This is a genomic window from Corynebacterium halotolerans (genome assembly GCF_050107895.1).
Taxonomy (GTDB): domain Bacteria; phylum Actinomycetota; class Actinomycetes; order Mycobacteriales; family Mycobacteriaceae; genus Corynebacterium; species Corynebacterium halotolerans_B.
This window is the reverse complement of sequence record NZ_JBNILW010000003.1, coordinates 112,887-128,423: the sequence shown is the minus strand read 5'-3', so window position 1 is coordinate 128,423 and position 15,537 is coordinate 112,887. Positions and strand designations below refer to the sequence as shown.

Here is a 15,537-nt window from a genome sequence, read left to right as displayed (position 1 = left end):
CACCGGCTGTGGCAGCCACCGCCGGTGCACGCCCCCATAGCCCAATTGGCAGAGGCAGCGGACTTAAAATCCGCCCAGTGTCGGTTCGAACCCGACTGGGGGCACCCCTAAAACTCCTCGATGTCACCGCCGCCGAACAACCAGGCGATGACGACCGCACCCGGGTCGACCACCCCCTGGGCCGCTTTCCCGAGGTACGCCGCCCGGCCCCGCCTGCCCACCAGCTCCCGGGTCGAACGCACTCCCTCCGCGGCGGCGGCATAGCACTCTTCCCGCAGTGCCACGACGTCGTCTCCGGCCACCTGTGCGGCCCGCTCGGCGGCGGGGGAGAGGGCGTCGACCAGCGTGCGGTCGCCGACCACCGCACCGCCCAGCTCCGTGACAGCAGCCAGGGCGTTGCGGAGCCCCTCCGGCAAGTCCGGAGCCGCCGCCAGTTCACGGAAGACCGTGCCCAGCACCGCCCCCGAGGTGCCTCCCGAGCGGACCAGGAAACGGGTGGACAGTGCCTGCAGCACAGCTGTGTCACTACCGCGCAGGGGCAGTGGGATGTCTCCCAGGGCGGCGGCCATGTTCGCCCCGAAGTCGCCGTCCCCGGCCTTCCGGTCCAGTTCGCCGAGCTGCTCGGTGGCCTGCTGCACCCGCCGCACGAAGGCCGTCAACCACTCGTTCTCCGGGCCGTCGGGGAGGGTGTCCTCATGGGCAATGCGCGCCGGTGCCGGGGCAGCACCGGGCCGCCCCAGCCGGGGCCAGGCAGGGGCGGAGGTCGGGGCGTCATAGAGTTCCGTGAGCTCCGGGGTGGTGCGGGAGAGCGTGACGCTCACCCCGGCCATGTTCACCGCGGTGACGAAGTTACCCACCAGGCTGCGCACCACCGTGAGACCGCGGGCCTGTGCCGCCAGCAGCACGTCCCGGAACACCAGATTGAGTTCCAGCAGGGTGGTGGCCCCCAGCCCGTTGACCACGCACACCACTTCCTCCCCCGGCTCAAGTCCCAGGGAAGTGGCGATGTGCCCGACCAGTTCGGCCGCGATGTCACTGGCTCCGGCGATGTCGCGGCGATCCACGCCGCGCTCGCCGTGGATGCCCACGCCGACCTCCATCTGACGGTCCGGTAGGTCGAAGGTGGGGCGCGTGGCCGCGGGCAGATGACCGGGATGCAGGGCCACGGCCAGGCTGCGGGAATTCTGCGCCACCCAGGTTCCCAGGTGGGCGACTTCGTCCACCCCGTCACCCCGCTCCGCTGCGGCGCCACAGACCTTCTCCACCAGCACCGTGGCGCCGGTGCCCCGGCGGCCCGGGCCGTCCTCGTCTTCGGTGGCCACGTCGTCGTCGACCAGCACCTGACGGGTCACCACATCGTCCTGCAGGGCCTGCCGTGCGACGCGGAAATTCAGGATGTCGCCGGTGTAGTTCTTGACCACCTGCACCACGCCCCGGCCCTGGTCCGCCCAGCGGGTGGCCTCGGTGACCTGCACCGCGTTCGGCGAGGTGAACATGTGCCCGGGTACCGCGGCATCGAGCATTCCCGCCCCGACGAAACCGGCGTGGAGGGGTTCGTGGCCGGATCCGCCGCCCGAGATCACGGCGACCCGGGCGTCGCCCCGCCTGTCCCGGCCGATGAACCCCTGCTCATGCCAGGTCGCGTCGGGATGGGCCGCCACCAGGCCGGCGAGGGCCTCGGGGAGGAAGTCTCCGGCGTTGTTGTGGAAGGTGGGGAGCGGGGTGGCGGGGGTACGGGAATCAGGCATGGCACCAGGGTAGGCGCGGAGAAGAAATCATGGTGGCACGGGAACTTTCAGTATCCTGGGGACGTTGTACTCATAGACAACTCACCTACGAAGCGAAAGGACCGGGGTTACACGTGCGAAGTAGCAACCCTGTACTGAATTCACTGACCAACTCCGGAAAGCGCACCCAGCAGGGCGCGGGTGCTCCCTACGCCGGCTACGGTCAGGCACCCCAGACCATCCGCTCGAGCGAGCGGCCGATGACCGTGGACGATGTGGTGACCAAGACGGGCATGACCCTCGGGGTGATCGTCGTCTTCGCCCTGGTCAACTTCGCGATCTACGAGTTCATCAACCCGGGTCTCGCCCTGATCCTGACTGCCGTGGGTGCCATCGGTGGTCTGATCACCGTGCTGGTGGCCACCTTCGGCAAGAAGATGGACTCCGCCCCCGTCACGTTGATCTACGCCGCCTTCGAGGGGCTGTTCGTCGGAGGCATCTCGCTGATCTTCTCCGGCTGGACGATCGGTAACTCCAACGCCGCCACCATGATCGGGCAGGCCGTCCTGGGCACCGTCGGTGTGTTCCTGGGCATGCTCTTCGTCTACAAGACCGGTGCCGTCAAGGTGACCCCGAAGTTCAACCGCATCCTGACCGGCTGCCTGGTGGGCGTGCTGGTGCTCGTGGTGGGCAACCTGCTGTTTGCCCTGATCACCGGCAACAGCCCCCTGCGTGACGGTGGCCCGCTGGCCATCATCTTCTCCCTGGTCTGCATCGGTCTGGCCGCGATGAGCTTCCTGCAGGACTTTGACGTGGCGGACCGCGCCATCCGCGCCGGTGCCCCGGCCAAGGCCGCCTGGGGCATCGCCCTGGGCCTGGCCGTCACCCTCGTCTGGCTCTACACCGAGATCCTGCGTCTGCTGAGCTACTTCCAGAACAGGTGACCTGATCCCGCTAATGAACCGCACGGCCCGCTCCCCGCATCACGGGGGGACGGGCCGTGCGGTGTTTTCCAGGGCGCACCCTGAGGACACGCAAAACCCGCGGCAGGTCCAGCCCGCCGCGGGTTGTCGCAGACTCCTGGGAGTAACTACGGGGTGACGATCTCACCGTCGACGGTGATCTCGGTGAAGACCAGACCCTGGGGTCCCGCGAAGGGGGAGGCGAGGACGATCTCGACATTGTCTTCGCTGGTGGTCTCGCCCGCGGTGTCCATGGTCTCGCGGGTGCCGGTGCCGGTGGCTTCCTCAGCGCCCCACTCCTGCCACTCGATCTCAACGAGGGCATCGGAGTTGTTGGTGCAGTCGAGGGAGACCGTATCCGGGGTCTGTGCCGGGGCCGCGACACAGTCGATGAAGGACGGTGCGCCCGCCTCGGCGACAGCGGTTCCGCCGGCAGCAGTGGTGGTGGCGGTGGAGCTGGCCCCGGTGGTGGAGGCGGCGGCCGTGCCGGACGGGGCCGCGAACCCGGTGGCGGTGTCAACCTTCTCATCGGAGGGATTCTCCAGAGCAGGGGAGCAGGCCGCCACAGCGAGGGCACTGATGGCGGTGAGGCCAGTGACAACGGAGGTACGGATGAAGGAGGACTTCATGGGGTGTGTTCCTTGATTCTTAGTTAGCAGAGCGGGGAGTGGCGGCCTTGGCGGAGTTGTAAGGCTCCGCGGAGACGATCGTGACGGAGAGGATGGCGCCGTTGGGGGCGGTGTACTCCCGGGTTTCTCCCTCGTGGGCACCGACGACCGCGGCGCCGAGCGGGGACTGCTCGGAGTAGGTCTCCAGGTCCTTGTTCTCCGAGGCGGCGGCGCGGGTGCCGATCAGGAAGGTCTCCTTCTCGTTCTCGTCACCGTTGTAGTAGACGTGCACGACAGAACCGACGTGGGCCACACCCTCCACGATTCCCGAGCGCTCAGTGGTGGCGTTGGCCAGGATCTCGGAGATCTGCTTGATGCGGGCCTCCTCCTGGTCCTGCATCTCACGCGCGGCGTCATAACCGGCGTTCTCCTTGAGGTCACCCTCCTCGCGCCGCTCGTTGATCTCGGCGGCCACGAGCGGGCGGTTGTCGATCAACTCGTTGAGCTCGGCCTCCAGCTTGGCCTTGGTCTCCGGGGTGATGTACTGCTTCTGCGCATCTGCCATGCGATAAACCTTCCCTAGGTTCCGGTGTGGATCTCCCACAGCCGCCGTGTTCGTTGATCACCACGACACCCAGACACGGGACCGGCCCCCGGAACGGGGACGCTGCGGCTGCAGGTCTCCGACACGGGGCGGATGAGTCCGGCGTGACTGCTATCGACGTGGAGCTTTTGCTCCGGATTCTAACACAGGGCATTTCCACCGGGCGCCCCGCAGGCACCTCGGTGGACAGTCGGTAATCCGGGGTCAGAGGTCCAGATGGTTCGGGATGACGGTGGAGCAACCGTAGACGTCCCCGGAGACCGGAACGTCACGGGTGGTGACGAACACCTCGTGGCGGGTGACCTCCTCGCCGCCCGGCTCCAGCAGGATCTCGCGGCGGCCGACTTCGGCCATGTCGTAGTCGATGGCCGTGACGATGCAGTAGGCGGGCTGCTGGGGGTCCTCCCGGGTCACGTCGATCCACAGCCGCATCGTCTCGTCATCGACCCGCTCGAAGCTGGTCATCTCCGCGGAGACGGTCAGATCGTGCCGGTTATTGATGTAGCGGGCGACGGCCAGGACAGTGAGGATCAGCAGGATGACTGCACCGATCACGACGAGCTTTCCGCCGAGACCGCCCGGCTTCTTCGGGTTCCGCTCCCGTCCGTAGCGGGACTCGGGACGATGGTTGTCCGGGGTGCTCATTAAGATCCTCACAAAGTGCCGTACTGGTGGGTGACCCACTTATCTACCGGGTCATCCTAGCCCACCGCCTGCCGGCGGCCCCACGCGGCGGGCTAGGATCAAGGGTCAGGAGTAAGGCTCCGTTGCGCAACCGGCGCCATTCAAACGGAAGGAAGATCTACTGTGAGCGGACTGCGCCTGTTGGCGATCCACGCGCACCCTGACGATGAGGCATCGAAGGGGGCGGCCACGCTTGCCCGTTACGCCGCCGAGGGCAATCGGGTGATGGTGTTGACGTGCACCGGTGGAGAGCGGGGTGACATCCTCAACCCCGCCATGGAGAAACCGGGGATCAAGGAGAACATGACGGCGGTCCGTCGGGAGGAGATGGCCGAGGCCGTCCGGGCCCTCGGCGTGGAACACGTCTGGCTGGGATACGAGGATTCGGGTCTTCCCCAGGGGGATCCGCTGCCACCGCTGCCGGAGGGCTGCTTCGCTCTGGAGGACGTCCGTGATGTCACCCGTGAGATGGTCGCGGTCATCCGTGACTTCCGCCCGCACGTCATCATCACCTATGACGAGAACGGCGGCTACCCGCACCCGGACCACCTCCAGGTCCATGCGGCGTCGATGCACGCCTGGGAGAAGGCCGGCGACGCCGGTTTCGCCCCGGACCGGGGCGAGCCCTGGAGCCCGTTGAAGCTGTACTACACCCACGGCTTCATCCGGCAGCGGATGGAACTGTTCCACAATGAACTGGTCCGCGAGGGTAGGCCGAGCCCCTATGCCCCGATGCTGGAGCGTTGGGAGCGCAACCGGGCCGACATCATGGCCCGGGTGACCACACAGGTCGAGTGCGCCGAGTACTTCGACAACCGGGATGACTCCCTGCGCGCGCACGCCACCCAGATCGATCCGGCCGGGGCGTTTTTTGGGACTCCGGTCGACGTGCAGCGTAAACTGTGGCCTACAGAGGAGTTTGAACTCGCCAAGACCCGGGTGACCACCTCTCTGCCCGAGGACGACCTGTTCGCGGGAATTGACCGGGAGTGAGACCGGTGCCGGTGGGTCCGGCTGATCCGGTCGCCGATTAGGAAGTGCAACACGTGATTATCGCAAGCCTCGACACCAGTCTCAACGCGTTGAATTTCGCCGCGACCGAGATCTCGGTGCTGGCGCAGCAGCAACAGGGTGGGCCCCTGGGGCCGGAATTCGGCAAGGCCTCGCCGATCGGCTGGCTGACGATCGTCCTGGCCATGGCCGCGGTCCTGACCATCGGCTGGCGGTTCCACCGCCGGTTCAGCCGTTACAACCGCCGCCGCATGTTCGCTGAGGAGCACGGCATCGACGTCTTCGACGAAGAGGCAGTGGACCGTGCCATGGCGGAGGCGGGGGTACTCGACCGCCGCAAGAAGTCCTGGTTCTAGCCAGAGCACAGTCGACCTGTTATGGTCTAGGCATGTTCGTTTGGCGATTTTATTTTGGTGAGGCTCCGGGAGCGTGCCTCGCCATCTCGCCTGCGCCCGCATGGATCCCCTAGATCCCGCGCACCAGCGAACACCCCGGAGCCTCAGCAGCACTCCCCGAGAAATCGGCGGGAGGGCTGCTTTTTTGTTTGCCGGTTCCGGTTGCTATTCCTCCCGAAATATTTTCTCACCCGCCCTTGAAAACTCCCAGAAAGGCTCATCTGCGACATGAGTGCCCCGGTTTCCCTCACGAATGCTGCGTCGACCTCCAATAAACGGGTCCGTGCCTTCCACGACCTGCCCAGTCCGGCCGCGATGCTGGCCGAGCACCCGCTGACCGAGGCGCAGTCGGCGAAGGTGGAGCGTGACCGGCAGGAGATCGCCGAGATCTTCGCTGGCGAGGATGACCGCCTGGTCGTCGTCGTCGGTCCCTGCTCGATCCATGACCCCCAGGCCGCCATCGACTACGCCAACCGGCTGGCTCCGTTGGCCAAGCGCCTGTCCGGGGACCTCAAGATCGTCATGCGGGTATACTTCGAGAAGCCGCGCACCACGGTCGGATGGAAGGGGCTGATCAATGACCCGCACCTCAACGGCACCTTCGATGTCGCCCACGGCCTGGAGCTGGCACGCCGGGTGCTCACGGACGTCGTGAACCTGGACCTTCCGGTCGGCTGCGAGTTCCTGGAGCCGAACAGCCCGCAGTACTACGCCGACACCGTCGCGTGGGGCGCGGTCGGGGCCCGGACCACCGAGTCACAGGTCCACCGCCAGCTGGCTTCCGGCATGTCCATGCCCATCGGCTTCAAGAACGGCACCGACGGCAATGTCCAGGTGGCCATTGATGCGGTGCAGGCTGCGCGGAGCCCGCACTTCTTCTTCGGCACCTCGGACGACGGTCGACCCGCCGTCGTGGAGACCGCCGGCAACGAGCACTGCCACATCATCCTCCGGGGCGGCACCACCGGCCCGAACTTCGATTCGGCGTCCGTGGCGGCGGCGAAGGCGGCGGTGGGGGAGCACTCCCGTCTGATGATCGACGCCTCCCACGCGAACTCCGGCAAGGATCACGTCCGCCAGATTGAGGTCGTCCGCGACATCGCCGGGCAGATCTCCAGCGGTGACGCGGGCATCGCCGGCGTGATGATGGAGTCCTTCCTCGTCGGCGGTGCCCAGCAGCTGGACACCGCGAAGTTGCGCATCAACGGCGGTGAGGGCCTGGTGTACGGGCAGTCCGTCACCGACAAGTGCATTGACATCGACACCACCGTCGACCTGCTGGGCGAGCTGGCCGCCGCGGTCCGGGGACGTCGCCAGGCACTCGCCGGCTGACCGGGGATCGTGCCACGCGGCGGGTAGCTCTCGCGGTTTCGTGGGGTGGCGCTAAGCTGTCCGGTGTGAATCTTCTTCCCAGATTGCTCTACCCGCTCTACGAGGCACGGCTGCGTCGTGAGCTGAACGGGTGTGAGCAGCCGAAGCACATCGCGCTCATGTGCGACGGGAACCGCAGGTGGGCCCGCGAGGCCGGTTTCGTGGACGTCAGCCACGGCCACCGCGTGGGTGCGAAGAAGATCGGTGAGGTGGTCGGCTGGGCCCGGGAGTCCCAGGTGGAGCTGGTCACCATCTACCTGTTGTCCACTGAGAATCTGGGCCGCAACTCCTCCGAGCTGGAACTGCTCTACGACATCATCGTCGACGTGGTCACCGAGCTGGTGCACGGGGACCACAACTGCCGGGTGCGGCTGGTCGGCCACCTGGACCTGCTGCCCGATGACGTCGCCCTCCGACTGCGGGAGGCCGCCGCCGACACGCGGGACAAGAACGGCATCGCGGTCAACATCGCCGTCGGCTATGGCGGGCGGCAGGAGATCGTCGACGCCGTCCGCACCCTGCTGGCCGAGGAATCCGAGGCGGGCACCCCCGCGGCGGAAATGGCGGGGAAAGTGACCGTCGACTCCCTGTCGAAGCACCTCTACACCTCGGGACAGCCCGACCCGGACCTGGTGATCCGCACCTCCGGGGAACAGCGGCTCTCGGGTTTCCTGTTGTGGCAGTCGGCCTACTCGGAGATCTGGTTCACCGACACCTACTGGCCGGCCTTCCGCCGCATTGACTTCCTGCGTGCCCTGCGCGACTACTCGCAGCGCTCCCGTCGCTTCGGGAAATAGCCGGGCCGCTAGATCTTACGCATCCGCACCCGCTCCACGAGGTGATCCACACCCTTGGTCAGCACCAGGGAGGCACGGACCCGGGTGGGCAGGATGTTCTCCACCAGGTTGGGCAGGTTGATGGACTGCCAGATCTCCCGGGCCTCCGTGCGGGCCCGCTCCTCCGTGAGGTCCACGAAGTGGGAGAAGTGGGCGCCGGGCTCGCGGAAAACGGTCGTGCGCAGCTTCAGGAAACGGTCGATGTACCACTTCTCGATGTCCTCGGTGCGGGCATCGACGTAGACACTGAAGTCGAAGAGATCACTGACCATCAGGGTGGGGCCGGTCTGGAGCACGTTCAGACCCTCCAGGATGAGAATGTCGGGCTGGCTGACCGTCTGCACCTGCTCGACCCGGTCATAGAGCTTGTGGGAGTAGACCGGCGCCGCCACGTGGGGCTTTCCGGACTTCACGTCGGTGACGAAGCGAAGCAGTGCGCGCTGGTCATAGGACTCGGGGAAGCCCTTGCGCTGCATCAACCCCGCCTGCCGCAGCTCGGCGGCGGGGTAGAGGAAGCCGTCCGTGGTCACCAGGTCCACCCGCGGATGGGACTCCCAGCGCTGCAGCAGCACCTGGAGGAGACGGGCCGTGGTGGATTTCCCGACCGCCACTGATCCCGCCACCCCGATGATGAAGGGGACGTGCCCGGTGGGGGACCCCAGGAATGTCTCGGTGGCTGCGGTCAGTTCCTGCCGGGCGCGGACCTGGAGGTGGATCAGCCGGGACAACGGCAGGTAGACCTCCGCCACCTCATCCAGGTCGATGTTCTCGCCCACCCCGCGGAGGGTGAACACCTCTTCCTCGGTGAGCACCTGCGGCATCGAGTTGCGCAGATCGTGCCAGGATTGCCGGTCGAAGTCCAGGTAGGGGCTGGTGTCCTGTGGGCGCGACATGGCTCCATTGTGCACCCCCGGTTGTGCGTGCCCGCCCAGCGGGGGTGGCGAATGGGCCCGGGAAATGCCGCCGCAATGTGAGAAGCACGGATTTGGCGGGCTAAGCTTGTCAGCTGTATGTCGTCCCCGTCGGAAGCCTCTGCCCGGGGACCCCACACCACGTGGTTCCACAAAACACGAAAGGCACGAGCGGTTTCATGACAGAGCCCCAGTACACCGACGACCTACAATACAAGGCCCTGGATCAGGTCGATCCGGACGTCTACCACGCGATGCAGGGTGAGCTTTCCCGCCAGCGCGAGACCCTGGAGATGATCGCCTCCGAGAACTTCGTCCCCCGGGCCGTCCTGCAGGCGCAGGGCTCGGTGCTGACGAACAAGTACGCCGAAGGCTACCCGGGCCGCCGCTACTACGGCGGGTGTGAGCACGTCGACGTCATCGAGAACCTGGCCCGGGACCGGGCCAAGGAGCTCTTCGGCGCGGAGTTCGCCAATGTGCAGCCGCACTCGGGCGCCCAAGCCAACGCCGCCGTCCTGATGACGCTGGCCAACCCGGGCGACAAGATCATGGGCCTGTCCCTCGATCATGGTGGGCACCTCACCCACGGCATGAAGCTGAACTTCTCCGGCAAGCTCTACGAGGTCGCCGCCTACGGTGTGGACAAGGAAACCATGCGCCTGGACATGGACCAGGTTCGGGAGCAGGCCATCGCCGAGAAGCCGCAGGTGCTCATCGCGGGGTGGTCGGCCTACCCGCGCCACCAGGACTTCGCCGCGTTCCGCTCCATCGCGGACGAGGTCGGAGCCAAGCTGTGGGTGGACATGGCCCACTTCGCCGGCCTGGTCGCCGCCGGGCTGCACCCCAGCCCGGTACCGCACGCCGACGTCGCCTCCTCCACCGTGCACAAGACGCTCGGTGGTCCGCGTTCCGGCCTGATCGTCGCCCGCCAGGAGTACGCCAAGAAGCTGAACTCCTCGGTCTTCCCGGGCCAGCAGGGCGGACCGTTGATGCACGCCGTCGCGGCCAAGGCCATCGCCTTCAAGATCGCCGCGACCGAAGAGTTCAGGAACCGGCAGGAGCGCACCCTCGAGGGCGCGCGCATCCTGGCTGAGCGCCTGAATGAGAAGGACGTCGCCGAGGCCGGCATCACCGTGCTGACCGGCGGCACCGACGTCCACCTGGTCATGGTGGACCTGCGCAACTCCGCGCTTGACGGCCAGCAGGGCGAGGACGTGCTGCACGCCGCCGGCATCACCGTCAACCGCAATACCGTGCCGTTCGACCCCCGTCCGCCGATGGTCGGTTCCGGTCTGCGCATCGGCACCTCGGCGCTGGCCACCAGGGGCCTGGACGCTGAGGCGTTCACCGAGGTCGCCGACGTCATCGCCACCGCTCTGGTCCAGGGCGAAGGGGCGGACGTCGAAACCCTGCGTACCCGTGTGGAGAAGGTTGCCGCACAGTTCCCGCTCTACGAGGGCCTGGAGGACTGGAAGCTGCTCTAGGGCTTTCCGGACCTTCTCCCGCGCCCCGGCACATCCTCGTGAAGATGTGCCGGGGCTTCGTCATTGTCCCGGACACGGCACAACCCCCGGTCCCACCAGATGGTGGTGCCGGGGGCCAAGTGCGGGAGGAAAGAGCGGACTAGCTGCGGTTCAACGGAGCCTGGTCATCGCGCTTGTTGAGCGCGGGCTCTTCCGGGGAGTCGCCGTGGGAGGTGATGACCACGGTGGCTTCCGCCGGGGAGCGCGGGATCAGGGCGGTGCAGATGGAACCGATGACCGCGACACCGGCGAAGAGGTAGAAGGCGGAGGAGGGGCCGAAGCCGGCGCTGATGATGAGACCACCGATCAGCGGGCCGAAGATGCCACCGAGGCGACCGAAGCCGGCGACCCAGGACACTCCGGCGGCACGGGCGGAGGTGCCGTAGTAGTTGGAGGCCAGGCCGTAGGTGAGCACCTGGGTTCCCAGGACACCGATGCCGGCGAAGCCGATCAGCAGGTACATGACGAAGGCGGGCAGCGGGATCGGCAGGACGAAGAGGCAGATCGCGGCGATCAGGAAGGTGACGGTGATGATCTTCTTGGCGCCGACGCGGTCAGCCATCCAGGAGGCGAACAGGCCGCCGAGCACTGCGCCGCCGTTGAGGGCGAACAGGGAGTACAGGGAGTTGTCCGCGCTCACACCGTTGGACTGCATGATCTGCGGCAGCCAGGTGTTCAGACCGTAGGTGGACAGCAGACCGATGAAGCTCATCGCGCCGATCAGGATGGTGCCGGGCAGGTAGGCGCGGGAGAACAGGGCGGCGAAGCCGGTGCGCTGGAGAGCCTTCTCGCGCTCGTCGGCCGGGGCAGCGGCCTTCTCCTGCTGGGGCGCGGTGGTCTCCACGGCGAGGAACTGGCGGGCGGGCAGTTCGTGCTTGACCACCAGGGCCTCGGCGTCCTCGACACGGCCGCGGGAGACCAGCCAGCGCGGGGACTCGGGCAGCGCGAGGAGTGCCATGGGCAGCAGGAAGATCAGCGGGGAGGCGCCGATCAGGAACAGGCCGCGCCAGCCGATGGTGTCCTCGAGCAGCAGTGCCAGGACGGAGGCCATGACACCGCCGGCGGGGACACCGGAGTAGACGATCGCGTTGAAGAGGTTCCGGCGGTTGCGCGGGGCGAACTCCGCGATGACCGCGCCACCGGTGGCCACGATCATGCCGACGCCCAGCCCGGTCAGGAAGCGCAGCAGGCCGAACATGAAGATCGACTGGGCGAAGGCGGTCAGGGCCATGCCGATGGAGAACCAGATGATGGCGGTGATCATCACCTTGCGGCGGCCCAGGCGGTCGCCGACGGCACCGGCGGACAGGGCGCCGATCATCACGCCGATCATGGCGTAGGAGCCCAGCGTGCCGGCGATGGCGGGGGTCAATTCACCGATCTGCGAGGGATCGGCGATCAGGTTGGGGAGAACGGCGCCGTAGACCACGAGGTCGTAGCCGTCGAAGAGGATGGATAGGCCGACGATGGCCAGGACCAGGTAGACGGTCCGCTTATGCTTCGGCGACTGCCAGGTGTCGCCGGTGTTGACCGAGGGGGACGGTCGGGTCTGCGGTGCATTCACGAGTCTGCTCCTTTGCACTTTCTTACTCACTCAGACTCCCTGCTTTGAGAGCTGTCACACATTTAATGACGGATGCGGAAAAGTTAACACTAGGGCAATCCCTAAAGACTTCCTAGGAGCCCTTGTCCGGTGAAATGCACGTGGTTATCATCCCACACGTTTTCGCCCGGTGTCCGAGTAGGTAAAAGAGGTGGTGTGCTGCAGGAAGACAGACACTTCCGGGGTGCGGCCTCCCGCAACTGGCGCCGCCGCCGGGAGGAATCAGCGGCTCAGCGACTGCGGGCCCCTAACGGGGGAGTTCCGGTGAAGGGGCCACCTGCGTGCTGGAGCAGACGTGCAACACCCCGGAGCAGCCAGCGTCGGCTGTCCGGGGTGTGCGGGGGTGAGTGGTCTCCGGCCGGGCTGTCAGTCCTGGGGATCTGCGTCCGGCTGCTCGGCAGCCAGCCGTTCGGCGCGGCCCTCTGCCAGCGCGGTACGTGCCTGGGACAGCCACTCCGGCTGGTTCTCCAGTAGTTCCTTGATTTCCGCGGTGGTCAGCGGCTGGTCCATGTCATTGCGCTTGAGGGCGGCGATGGTGATGCCGAGCTTCTGGGCGACCACGGGGCGCGGATGCGGGCCCGTACGGCGCAGTTCAGTGAGCCACTCCGGCGGATTGTGCTGGAGTTCCTTCAGCTCGGCGTGGGTGGTGGCGCCGTTGCGGAACTCCTCTGGCGTGGCCGGCAGATAGATGCCGAGTTTCTTCGCCGCGGTCTGCGGCTTCATTGCGGTGCCGGACGGGATGCGGGCAGATTCTTCGTTCACGTCCCCAACGGTAGCATTCAGGACATGCTGACCTTAAGCTTCGTCACCGGAACCGAGCCCGGCAAGTGGTTCGGGCGCTTCCGGGAGCGCACCCGCCACGGGGGCCTGGAGGCCACCGAATCGGATGACGCCCTCGGTGTGCTCATCGACGGCCGCGTCCAGCTCGCGCTGGTCCGGCTACCGGATCAGCGCCTCGATCCCGAGGAATTCCACGTGGTGGAGCTCTACCGCGAGGGCAAGGGGGTGGCGTTGCCCGGGGACAGCGAGCTCACGCTGATCGAGGGGGCCCTGACCCCGGCCGATCTGGAGGATCAGATCATCAATTACCGGCCCGCCGCCCATGGCGGGGTGGATCCCGCCGCCGTCCGCGAGGCGCTGCAGATAGTTGCGGCGAATGTCGGTGTGGCCATCGCGCCGAAGCCGCTGCTGAAGGTGCTGAGCAAAAAGCTGGTGGTGCCGCGGCAGCTGCAGGCGGACGATGTCCCCGACACCCACATCGCCCTGGTGTGGCGCCGGACGCAGGACAATGACGCCATCCAGGACTTCGTCGGCATCGCCAAGGGGAGGACCGTCAACTCTTCCCGGCAGGTCGCCCCCAAGCGGAGCGCCCGGGAGAAGACGCTGGCGAAGCAGGCCCGGCGCAAAGCGGCGGCACCGGCGCGCAGGGCCACGCCGCGGCGGCGTCGTAAGTGAACGCTTAAGTGACAGTTCTATTACGGGCGCCTAACGATCCCTGTTTCTTCTGGCGGAACTGAAGTGATCGGCGTTACTAATGGAGGGGCACCTTGAACAAGTAGCAGGACTTGACCAGAAAGGTTTGGAGCACCATGACCCCTATTCGTAGTTCCGTTCGCAAACGTATTCTCGCCGGCGGTGCCGCCATCGTGCTCTCCCTCAGTGTCGTCGCCTGTTCCGAGGCGGAGGACGCCGCCAATGAGGCGGAGTCCGCCATCAGCGACGCCACCGAGGAAAACAACGGGGGCGGAGCCGGCGATGACGCCTCCACCGAACCCTCCGATGACGCCGATGCGACGAGCGACACTGCTTCGACCGACACCACCGGTGCGACGGAGGGAAATGGCGGGGACGCCGGTGACACCACCGAGGTCGAGTCCGCGGACGGCAGCACCATGGCAATCCCCACGGCCGTCGCGGAGGCGGCCGAATCCAACGGGTTCGCAAACCCGGAGTCGATGGACGAGGGGTCCGATGGGGAGGTCCTGGTCGCCTATGAGAACGGCCAGTACATCGTCCACTCGGACGAGACCGGTGCGCAGCCACTGGTCGGCATGATCGCGGAGACGTGGATGAACGAGGGCGGCTTCGACGCCCCTGTCGGCCTCCCCACGGCACCGGAGGAAGCCAACGAGGACGGCAACGGCTGGATGCAGGAGTTCACCCAGGGCACCATCGCGTGGGTCGCTGATGACTCCGGTGAATACTCCGAGGACGTCCAGACCAACTAACCGGCCCTTCCGCCGCAGCTGATGGCCCACCCCGGTCCAGGACACAGAGTCCGTCCCCGGGGGTGCGGGTCATAGTAGGGTGGGGCGGCATGAATCTGCTGATCACGGCGCTGACCCCGGTTATCTGGGGTACCACCTACTTCGTGACCACTGAGTTCCTGCCCGCCGACCGGCCGCTGCTGGCGGGCTTCATCCGGGCTTTCCCCGCCGGACTCATGCTGCTCGCCTGGTTCCGGGTGCTGCCGAGCGGTGCCTGGTGGTGGAAGTCGATCGTGCTGGGAGTCCTGAACATCGGGGCGTTCTTCGCCCTGCTGTTCTGGGCCACCTTTCTGCTGCCCGGAGGAGTGGCCGCGGTGATCACCAACACCTCGCCGCTCTGGGTCATCGCGTTGTCCCCGATTCTACTGGGAGCCCGGGTCCGCAGCCTGCAACTGGCGGCTGCCGTGGTCGCGGTCGTCGGGGTGGCGACCCTGGTGTTCAGTCCCGGTGCGCAGCTGAACCCGCAGGGCATCGTGGTGGGGTTGGCTGGCGCTTTGTGCATGGCCTTCGGTGTGGTGCTGACCAAACGCTTCGGCCGGCCGGAGGGGGTTCCCGGTCTGGCGGTCACTGGCTGGCAACTGACCTTCGGTGGATTGTTCCTGCTACCCCTGCTTCTGTTGCTGGAGGGGGCCCCGGCTCAGGTCAGCGGGGAGAACCTGCTGGGGTTTCTCTACATGTTCACCATCAACGGGGTGGTCGCCTACGGGCTGTGGTTCCGGGGGATTTCCCTGCTCGACACCGTCAGTGTGGCGATGCTCGGCGTCATCAGTCCCGTCACGGCCACCCTGATCGGGGTCTTCCTCAACGGCGAGGAGCTGTCCGGGCTGCAGTGGGCCGGCGGCGGGGCGGTGCTGGTGGCACTGGTGCTGGCGAATGTGGCGTCCTTGCAGCCCCGGCGCAGGGGGTGACCCGGACCGGAGGTCGCGCTGCGAAGGGCCCCGGGGCGCAGTACATTGTGGGCAACCGGGCGGGAACCGCAGTACCGGGGAGACTCCGGGTACTACGTGCCACCTCGGGGCCACACGCCCGGCGGCG

Annotated in this window: 16 protein-coding genes and 1 tRNA gene; 10 read left to right on the top strand and 7 right to left on the bottom strand. The window is 66.9% G+C overall.

Annotated elements, in window-relative coordinates; translation table 11 throughout:
• Positions 1-30: 30 nt before the first annotated feature.
• Positions 31-104 (top strand) — tRNA-Leu (locus ACQCVD_RS04500).
• Between the two features lie 3 nt (positions 105-107).
• On the opposite strand, the gene ACQCVD_RS04495 is transcribed toward ACQCVD_RS04500, so the two are convergent.
• On the bottom strand, positions 108-1,748 hold the full coding sequence (locus ACQCVD_RS04495) for a dihydroxyacetone kinase family protein (protein WP_426822518.1): 1,641 nt from the start codon (positions 1,746-1,748) through the stop codon (positions 108-110).
• A 113-nt stretch (positions 1,749-1,861) separates the two neighbouring features.
• On the opposite strand from ACQCVD_RS04495, the gene ACQCVD_RS04490 reads away from it, so the two are divergent.
• Positions 1,862-2,671 carry a Bax inhibitor-1/YccA family protein gene (locus ACQCVD_RS04490; RefSeq protein WP_426822516.1) on the top strand — a complete coding sequence of 270 codons (810 nt, stop codon included), beginning with the start codon at positions 1,862-1,864 and terminating at the stop codon, positions 2,669-2,671.
• Between the two features lie 146 nt (positions 2,672-2,817).
• Here ACQCVD_RS04490 and ACQCVD_RS04485 read toward each other — a convergent pair whose 3' ends face one another.
• The 3 genes from ACQCVD_RS04485 to ACQCVD_RS04475 form a co-directional block, all read right to left on the bottom strand.
• Complete coding sequence (locus tag ACQCVD_RS04485; RefSeq protein WP_426822515.1) at positions 2,818-3,318, bottom strand: hypothetical protein; 501 nt, start codon at positions 3,316-3,318, stop codon at positions 2,818-2,820.
• Between the two features lie 19 nt (positions 3,319-3,337).
• On the bottom strand, positions 3,338-3,862 hold the full coding sequence (gene greA, locus ACQCVD_RS04480; protein ID WP_426822514.1) for a transcription elongation factor GreA: 525 nt from the start codon (positions 3,860-3,862) through the stop codon (positions 3,338-3,340).
• Positions 3,863-4,105: 243 nt separating this feature from the next.
• A complete protein-coding gene (locus ACQCVD_RS04475; RefSeq protein WP_426822513.1) occupies positions 4,106-4,546 on the bottom strand; it encodes a DUF4307 domain-containing protein in 441 nt (146 codons plus the stop codon).
• A 162-nt stretch (positions 4,547-4,708) separates the two neighbouring features.
• Between ACQCVD_RS04475 and mca the strand changes: the two genes are divergently transcribed.
• The 4 genes from mca to ACQCVD_RS04455 all read left to right on the top strand — a co-directional run bounded on the left by mca (position 4,709) and on the right by ACQCVD_RS04455 (position 8,159).
• On the top strand, positions 4,709-5,578 hold the full coding sequence (gene mca / locus ACQCVD_RS04470) for a mycothiol conjugate amidase Mca (RefSeq protein ID WP_426822512.1): 870 nt from the start codon (positions 4,709-4,711) through the stop codon (positions 5,576-5,578).
• 56 nt (positions 5,579-5,634) lie between these two features.
• The gene (locus ACQCVD_RS04465; protein WP_426822667.1) at positions 5,635-5,952 is read left to right on the top strand and encodes a hypothetical protein; all 318 of its coding nucleotides are present in this window, start codon (positions 5,635-5,637) and stop codon (positions 5,950-5,952) included.
• Between the two features lie 267 nt (positions 5,953-6,219).
• On the top strand, positions 6,220-7,323 hold the full coding sequence (locus tag ACQCVD_RS04460; RefSeq protein WP_426822511.1) for a 3-deoxy-7-phosphoheptulonate synthase: 1,104 nt from the start codon (positions 6,220-6,222) through the stop codon (positions 7,321-7,323).
• 65 nt (positions 7,324-7,388) lie between these two features.
• Positions 7,389-8,159, top strand: a complete 771-nt coding sequence (locus ACQCVD_RS04455) for an isoprenyl transferase (RefSeq protein WP_426822510.1) — start codon at positions 7,389-7,391, stop codon at positions 8,157-8,159.
• An 8-nt stretch (positions 8,160-8,167) separates the two neighbouring features.
• Here the strand turns inward: ACQCVD_RS04455 and coaA are convergent, their stop codons facing one another.
• Positions 8,168-9,091 carry a type I pantothenate kinase gene (gene coaA / locus ACQCVD_RS04450; protein ID WP_426822509.1) on the bottom strand — a complete coding sequence of 308 codons (924 nt, stop codon included), beginning with the start codon at positions 9,089-9,091 and terminating at the stop codon, positions 8,168-8,170.
• A gap of 197 nt (positions 9,092-9,288) precedes the next feature.
• Between coaA and glyA the strand changes: the two genes are divergently transcribed.
• Positions 9,289-10,593, top strand: coding sequence for a serine hydroxymethyltransferase (gene glyA / locus ACQCVD_RS04445; protein WP_426822508.1), 1,305 nt, complete (start codon positions 9,289-9,291; stop codon positions 10,591-10,593).
• Between the two features lie 139 nt (positions 10,594-10,732).
• Here the strand turns inward: glyA and ACQCVD_RS04440 are convergent, their stop codons facing one another.
• Together ACQCVD_RS04440 and ACQCVD_RS04435 are read right to left on the bottom strand one after the other, a co-directional pair.
• Positions 10,733-12,196 carry an MFS transporter gene (locus ACQCVD_RS04440; protein ID WP_426822507.1) on the bottom strand — a complete coding sequence of 488 codons (1,464 nt, stop codon included), beginning with the start codon at positions 12,194-12,196 and terminating at the stop codon, positions 10,733-10,735.
• Positions 12,197-12,601: 405 nt separating this feature from the next.
• Positions 12,602-12,958 carry a DUF5997 family protein gene (locus tag ACQCVD_RS04435; protein ID WP_426822666.1) on the bottom strand — a complete coding sequence of 119 codons (357 nt, stop codon included), beginning with the start codon at positions 12,956-12,958 and terminating at the stop codon, positions 12,602-12,604.
• 63 nt (positions 12,959-13,021) lie between these two features.
• Between ACQCVD_RS04435 and ACQCVD_RS04430 the strand changes: the two genes are divergently transcribed.
• The 3 genes from ACQCVD_RS04430 to ACQCVD_RS04420 all read left to right on the top strand — a co-directional run bounded on the left by ACQCVD_RS04430 (position 13,022) and on the right by ACQCVD_RS04420 (position 15,410).
• The gene (locus tag ACQCVD_RS04430; RefSeq protein ID WP_426822506.1) at positions 13,022-13,690 is read left to right on the top strand and encodes a LysR substrate-binding domain-containing protein; all 669 of its coding nucleotides are present in this window, start codon (positions 13,022-13,024) and stop codon (positions 13,688-13,690) included.
• Between the two features lie 134 nt (positions 13,691-13,824).
• Positions 13,825-14,463, top strand: coding sequence for an LGFP repeat-containing protein (locus ACQCVD_RS04425; protein WP_426822505.1), 639 nt, complete (start codon positions 13,825-13,827; stop codon positions 14,461-14,463).
• Positions 14,464-14,552: 89 nt separating this feature from the next.
• On the top strand, positions 14,553-15,410 hold the full coding sequence (locus tag ACQCVD_RS04420; protein WP_426822504.1) for an EamA family transporter: 858 nt from the start codon (positions 14,553-14,555) through the stop codon (positions 15,408-15,410).
• The last annotated feature ends 127 nt before the right edge of the window (positions 15,411-15,537 follow it).

What these genes read in the sequence shown, in the direction of transcription:
- ACQCVD_RS04495 (WP_426822518.1), bottom strand. Translation starts at nt 1,748, where the DNA reads ATGCCTGATTCCCGTACCCCCGCCACCCCGCTCCCCACCTTCCACAAC.
- ACQCVD_RS04485 (WP_426822515.1), bottom strand. Translation starts at nt 3,318, where the DNA reads ATGAAGTCCTCCTTCATCCGTACCTCCGTTGTCACTGGCCTCACCGCC.
- greA (WP_426822514.1), bottom strand. Translation starts at nt 3,862, where the DNA reads ATGGCAGATGCGCAGAAGCAGTACATCACCCCGGAGACCAAGGCCAAG.
- ACQCVD_RS04475 (WP_426822513.1), bottom strand. Translation starts at nt 4,546, where the DNA reads ATGAGCACCCCGGACAACCATCGTCCCGAGTCCCGCTACGGACGGGAG.
- ACQCVD_RS04460 (WP_426822511.1), top strand. Translation starts at nt 6,220, where the DNA reads ATGAGTGCCCCGGTTTCCCTCACGAATGCTGCGTCGACCTCCAATAAA.
- coaA (WP_426822509.1), bottom strand. Translation starts at nt 9,091, where the DNA reads ATGTCGCGCCCACAGGACACCAGCCCCTACCTGGACTTCGACCGGCAA.
- glyA (WP_426822508.1), top strand. Translation starts at nt 9,289, where the DNA reads ATGACAGAGCCCCAGTACACCGACGACCTACAATACAAGGCCCTGGAT.
- ACQCVD_RS04435 (WP_426822666.1), bottom strand. Translation starts at nt 12,958, where the DNA reads ATGAAGCCGCAGACCGCGGCGAAGAAACTCGGCATCTATCTGCCGGCC.
- ACQCVD_RS04430 (WP_426822506.1), top strand. Translation starts at nt 13,022, where the DNA reads ATGCTGACCTTAAGCTTCGTCACCGGAACCGAGCCCGGCAAGTGGTTC.
- ACQCVD_RS04425 (WP_426822505.1), top strand. Translation starts at nt 13,825, where the DNA reads ATGACCCCTATTCGTAGTTCCGTTCGCAAACGTATTCTCGCCGGCGGT.
- ACQCVD_RS04420 (WP_426822504.1), top strand. Translation starts at nt 14,553, where the DNA reads ATGAATCTGCTGATCACGGCGCTGACCCCGGTTATCTGGGGTACCACC.